Raw genomic sequence first — 5,141 nt, 5'->3', positions numbered from 1 at the left:
CCGCCGAGGTCACCCGCCTCGACGGAGAGGTCGCCAGGCTCGGAACGACCCTCGCCGGCCTCAACTCCTCGATCACGGCCGCGGAGAACGCGATCCTCTCGCTGCAGAACCAGCTCACCCCACTGCAGACCTCGCTGAACACGCTCACTCGGCAGATCAGTGAGAAGGAGGCCGCTCTCACCACCGCCAAGGCGGACCTGTCGAAGGTCGACGCGCAGATCGTCGCCCAGTCCGCGACCCTGCGGACGCTCGAGAGCGCCAAGAAGGTCAACCGCGAGGCGGTCGCCGCCCAGAAGGTCGTCGTGGCCGGCCTGCAGGCCCAGTACGCCGCGGTCCTCGACCGGATCGCCGGCATCGACAGGACGATCACTCTGGGCGGGTGCCTCGCCTGATCGACCGCTACACCGAAGCGCCCCAGGAGACGATTCTCCTGGGGCGCTTCGCTCTCTGCCTGCGATGCTCAGCTCGGACCAGGCACCCACGACCTCCTGCACGATATTGGCCGAGGAACCCCGACCCCTTCCCTGGCCCGGCCGCAGGGCCCGGTGGGTGTCAGTGCGCCGGTCCCGGCACCACGATCCCGTTCTCGTACGCGTACACCACGGCCTGGACGCGGTCCCGCAGGTCCAGCTTGGTCAGGATCCGCCGCACATGCGTCTTGATGGTGGCCTCGGACAGGAAGAACCGGGCCGCGAGCTCGGCGTTGGACAGCCCCCCGGCAATCGCCTCGAGCACCTCGCGCTCCCGTGGCGTCAGCTCGGTCAACCGCCGGTCCGGCACCCTGGTGGCCGTCTGTGCCGGCGGCAGTGACCGGACGTAGGTCTCCAGCAGCCGTTGCGTGACGCGGGGGGCGACGACGGCGTCACCGCTGGCGACCACCCGCACGGCGTGCACCAGGTCCTCGGGGGCCACGTCCTTCAGCAGGAACGCCGAGGCTCCGGCCTGCAGGCCCGCGAATGCGTACTCGTCCAGGTCGAACGTGGTCAGGATGATGATGCGCGAACGGGACCCCGACGCCGTGATCTGCCGGGTGGCCTCGATGCCGTCACCCTGGGGCATCCGCACATCCATCAGCACGACGTCCGGCATCAGTTCCGCGGCGAGGCGGACCGCCTCCGTGCCCGTGGACGCCTCCCCCACGATCTCGAGGTCCGGCTCGCCTTCGAGGATCAGCCGGAAACCCATCCTCAGCAGTGGCTGGTCGTCAGCGAGCAGAACCCTGATGGGCGTGCCCGGCGTGCTGTGCTGCGTGGTCATCTTTCTCTTTCCCCCGGTGGTTCCCCGCTCCGCCGTCGGCGTGGGGGACTGTCAGTCGTGCTTCGACGATCCAGCCACCCGACGGGCGGCTGCCGTATTCGACCGAGCCGGCATAGATCGCGGCACGCTCCCGCATGCCGGCGATGCCCTGCCCGGACCCGAGGGAGACGACCGGCCCCATGGCACCGCGGCCGTCGTCGGCTACGCGCAGGTGGACCGCATCTCCCGTCCTCGCGATCGAGATGTCCACCAGCGTAACGCCCTTGCCGTAGCGCAGGACGTTGGTCAGGGACTCCTGCAGGATCCGGTACGCCGTCAGCTGGAACGCGGGATCATCGGGCAGCCGGGGACCGCTGGTGGTCACCCGGAGGGGCAGCCCCGCCGCACGGAACCCGTCGAGCAGCTGCGCCAGGGAGCTCGACGCGGGAAGCGGCTCGAGCGATCCGCTCGCGGCCTCGGCACGGAGCACCCCGAGGACGCGCCGCATGTCGGCGATGGCGGTCCGTCCGGTGCCCGACAGTTCACGGAGCACGGAGACGGCGCGGTCCGGGTCGCGCTTCATGACGACGGCGGCGCCGTCCGACAGCGCCACCATCACGGTGAGGGAGTGGGCGACGACGTCGTGCATCTCCCGCGCGATCCTGTTCCGCTCGCCCGCGGAGGCCAGTTCGGCGTTGCGGGTGGCCCACTCGCGCAATTCGCTCTCGTGCTCGCGGTCGCGCCGGACCGTGATGCCCACCCCGACGGCGATCGCCAGGAACATCACCACGAATCCGCTGAGCAGCCAGATGATGCCGGGAGCCTCGGCGAAGGTCGACACAGGGATGAGGAACAGGGCACCGACCGAGAAGACCGTCGCGGAGCACCCCGCCACCAGCGCCTTCCGGAGCGGATACGTCGCCGCGACGGTGTAGAGCGCGAACATCGTCGCGATCCCGCTGCTGCCCTGGCCTTCGGTGAGCATGCTGACGGGCACATCGAGTACCGAGACGAACGCGAGGACGAGGATCGGACGGTCGCGGCGGAAAGCGAGCGCGCCCGCGGCGAGGACCACGCCGGGGAGGGCGAGCCAGTTGCCGTCGCCGAAGATCAGCAACAGTGCCGTAGGGAACGAGAGGAAGAGGAACACCACGACGACGACGGCGTCCATGGCCCGCGGGTGCTTGCGGAAGAACCGCCGGAGGGGGCCGAGCCGACGGGCGTTGAGCTCGGTGAAGGAGACCGCGGCCGTTCGTTCCGCGGTCTCCTTCACCGAGAGCCTGTCATTCATGGCGCCGGCTCATGAGGGGTGCTAGACATCCCGCTTCTTGGCGACGACGAGGGCCAGGACAAGCAGCACCAGGGCCCAGGCGCCCATGACGAGGCCACCCTCCCACTGGGTCAGCGCATCCTCCGCCGTCGTCACGGCGACCATCTGCGTGCCCGCGTCTCCGGGGAGGAACCGCGCTGCATCCGGGATCCAGTCGGCGAGCCCTGAGATGAGCTGCACGATGATCGGCAGGACGAAGAAGATGCCGACCGCCGTCACCACGCCTCCGGCCGTGTTGCGCAGCAGGATGCCGATCGACATCGAGATCACGGCCACGAGAGCGAGGAAGGTCCCGGTGTTGATGACGCTGGCGAAGACGCCGTCCTCCGTGAGGGCGAAGTCGAGATCCTCTCCCCCGAGGATGGGCTGGGCGACGAGGTAGGACATCAGCGCGCTGCCGAAGCCTACGACGAAGGCGACGGCTGCGACGATGGCGGTCTTCGCCAGGAGGGCAGGGGTGCGTTTCGGTACGGCGACCATCGTCGAGCGGATCATGCCCGTGGTCCATTCCGAGGCGATGAGGACCACCGCGAGCGACGCGATGAGCAGTTGCCCGAACACCAGGCCCGACGACGGTGTCGTCAGGGCTTCGAACGCCGCACTTCCCGGGCCTTCCGTGGGTGCCTGGAACTCCGCCGGCACGCTCGGATCGCCGACGGACTGAGCCATGACCGACAGGGACCAGGCGAAGAGCGCGGCGAGCCCCACCATCACGACGACGGTCGAGACGATGAGGATGACGGTCGAGGGGACGGTGGTGACCTTGATCCATTCGGACTTCAGGACCCGGCCGAAGTTCACGCCCGAACCGGCATCACGCGTCGGCCGCGGCCGCTGCTGGGTGGGGGCGGGTGAGGTCGACGTTGCCATGGTCAGCGTCCTTCCACTGGTGCGGCAGCCTGGGCGGCGGTCGGGAGGTCGTGCGAGTGGTACTCGACCTCGGTCTGGGTGAGCTCCATGTAGGCGTCCTCGAGGGACACCTGGAGCGGGGTGAGTTCGTAGACCAGGACACGCTCCCGGAGGGCGATCTCGGCGATGCGGCGCGGTTCGACGCCGGTGATCTCGACCAGTTCCGGCTCGAGGACCTGCGAGGACACTCCCTCGCCGGCGAGGCTCCCGAGCAGGTCCTGCGGCCGGTCGGCCCGGACCCGCACGCGCACCTTGCCCTGGCCGTCGATGATCGACTGGATGGGAGCGTCGGCGATGATGCGGCCACGGCCGATGACGATGAGGTGGTCGGCGGTCAGTGCCATCTCCGACATGAGATGTGAGGAGAGGAAGACGGTGCGGCCTTCGGAGGCTAGTCCCCGCGCGAGGTGGCGCACCCACTGGACCCCCTCGGGGTCGAGTCCGTTGACGGGCTCGTCGAGGATCACCGTGTGGGGGTCGCCGAGGAGCGCCGCCGCGATCCCGAGGCGCTGCCCCATACCGAGGGAGAAGCCGCCCACCCGCTTCCTGGCCACGGGACCGAGTCCCGTGAGCTCGATGACCTCCTTGACCCGGCTGTTCGGGATGCCGTGCGTCGCGGCCATGGCGCGGAGGTGGTTGTAGGCGGAGCGCTTGGTGTGGACGGCCTTCGCGTCGAGCAGCGCACCCACTTCGCGGAGCGGGGCGCGGTGCTGCGCGTAGGGCTGCCCGTTGACGGTCACGCGGCCGGCGCTCGGGTTGTCGAGGCCCACGATCATGCGCATGGTGGTCGACTTGCCGGCGCCGTTCGGGCCGAGGAAGCCCGTCACCTTGCCGGGCTGCACGGTGAAGGAGACGGCGTCGACGGCGGTCTTCGCGCCGTACCGCTTCGAGAGGGCCTGGGCCTCGATCATGGGGCGTCCTTTGGCTGGAGGTGGTTCGGGGCCGTCCCGCTACTCCGGGCCGGTACCACCAACAGTAGGCCTGGGACCGGTGCGGATTCACCGGCCCCAGGGATGATCACGGAGCGGGGCGCCGTACCCCTTTCGGACGACCCCCGCCGCCTACCGGCTACTGATCGACGCGAATTTGCGGATGCACAGCGGCACGAAGACCACCAGCATCACGATGGTGCCGATCAGCACGGTCAGCACGGCGTTCTGCATAGGCCAGGCATCCGGAACGGGGACGGTCCCGGTGTTGCCGAACAGTTCACGCACCGCCTGCACGAGCGCGGACACGGGATTCCAGTTCGCGAAGGTCTCGAGCGCGCTGGGCAGGGTCTGCGACTGGACGAACGCGTTCGAGATGAACGTGAGCGGGAACAGGATCATGAACGAGGCATTGTTGATCACCTCCGGGGATTTCACCGACATCCCGAGGAGCGCCATGACCCAGCTGAAGGCATAGGAGAACAGCAGGAGCAGGCCCACGCCGGCCAGCGCCTCGGACGGGGACGTGTTGACCCGCCACCCCACCAGGAAGCCCGTGCCCATCATGATCACCACGGAGAGCGTGTTGAGCACGAGGTCGCTGTTGGTCCGCCCGATGAGGACGGCCGAGGTGCTCATGGGAAGGGTCCGGAAACGGTCGATGATCCCGTCCTTGAGGTCCTGTGCCATGGCCGAGCCGGAGAAGGTGGAACCGAAGATGACCGTCTGCGCGAAGA

Annotated in this window: 5 protein-coding genes and 1 pseudogene; 1 reads left to right on the top strand and 5 read right to left on the bottom strand. The window is 68.9% G+C overall.

All coding sequences use genetic code 11. From position 1 onward, the window contains the following. Positions 1-392, top strand: a pseudogene (locus CVO76_RS15070) (chromosome segregation ATPase); the annotation flags it as partial. A 160-nt stretch (positions 393-552) separates the two neighbouring features. On the opposite strand, the gene CVO76_RS15065 reads toward CVO76_RS15070, so the two are convergent. From CVO76_RS15065 to CVO76_RS15045, 5 genes are all read right to left on the bottom strand, one after another. Then, positions 553-1,257 carry a response regulator gene (locus tag CVO76_RS15065; RefSeq protein ID WP_133079963.1) on the bottom strand — a complete coding sequence of 235 codons (705 nt, stop codon included), beginning with the start codon at positions 1,255-1,257 and terminating at the stop codon, positions 553-555. Beyond that, entirely contained in the window at positions 1,205-2,527 is a 1,323-nt protein-coding gene (locus CVO76_RS15060) for a sensor histidine kinase (RefSeq protein ID WP_208739971.1), read from the bottom strand. The genes CVO76_RS15065 and CVO76_RS15060 overlap by 53 nt, the downstream gene beginning before the upstream one ends. Before the next feature lie 21 nt (positions 2,528-2,548). Beyond that, positions 2,549-3,436 carry an ABC transporter permease gene (locus CVO76_RS15055; RefSeq protein WP_133079965.1) on the bottom strand — a complete coding sequence of 296 codons (888 nt, stop codon included), beginning with the start codon at positions 3,434-3,436 and terminating at the stop codon, positions 2,549-2,551. Positions 3,437-3,438: 2 nt separating this feature from the next. Beyond that, the gene (locus CVO76_RS15050; RefSeq protein WP_133079966.1) at positions 3,439-4,386 is read right to left on the bottom strand and encodes an ABC transporter ATP-binding protein; all 948 of its coding nucleotides are present in this window, start codon (positions 4,384-4,386) and stop codon (positions 3,439-3,441) included. Between the two features lie 150 nt (positions 4,387-4,536). Beyond that, a partial coding sequence (locus tag CVO76_RS15045; RefSeq protein ID WP_208739970.1) for an ABC transporter permease occupies positions 4,537-5,141 on the bottom strand: 605 nt, incomplete at its 5' end.

This window comes from Arthrobacter agilis, from assembly GCF_002953615.1.
Taxonomy (GTDB): Bacteria; Actinomycetota; Actinomycetes; order Actinomycetales; family Micrococcaceae; genus Arthrobacter_D; species Arthrobacter_D agilis_B.
Note: the sequence above shows the minus strand (reverse complement) of the source record. Positions and strands in the feature narration are given on the sequence as shown.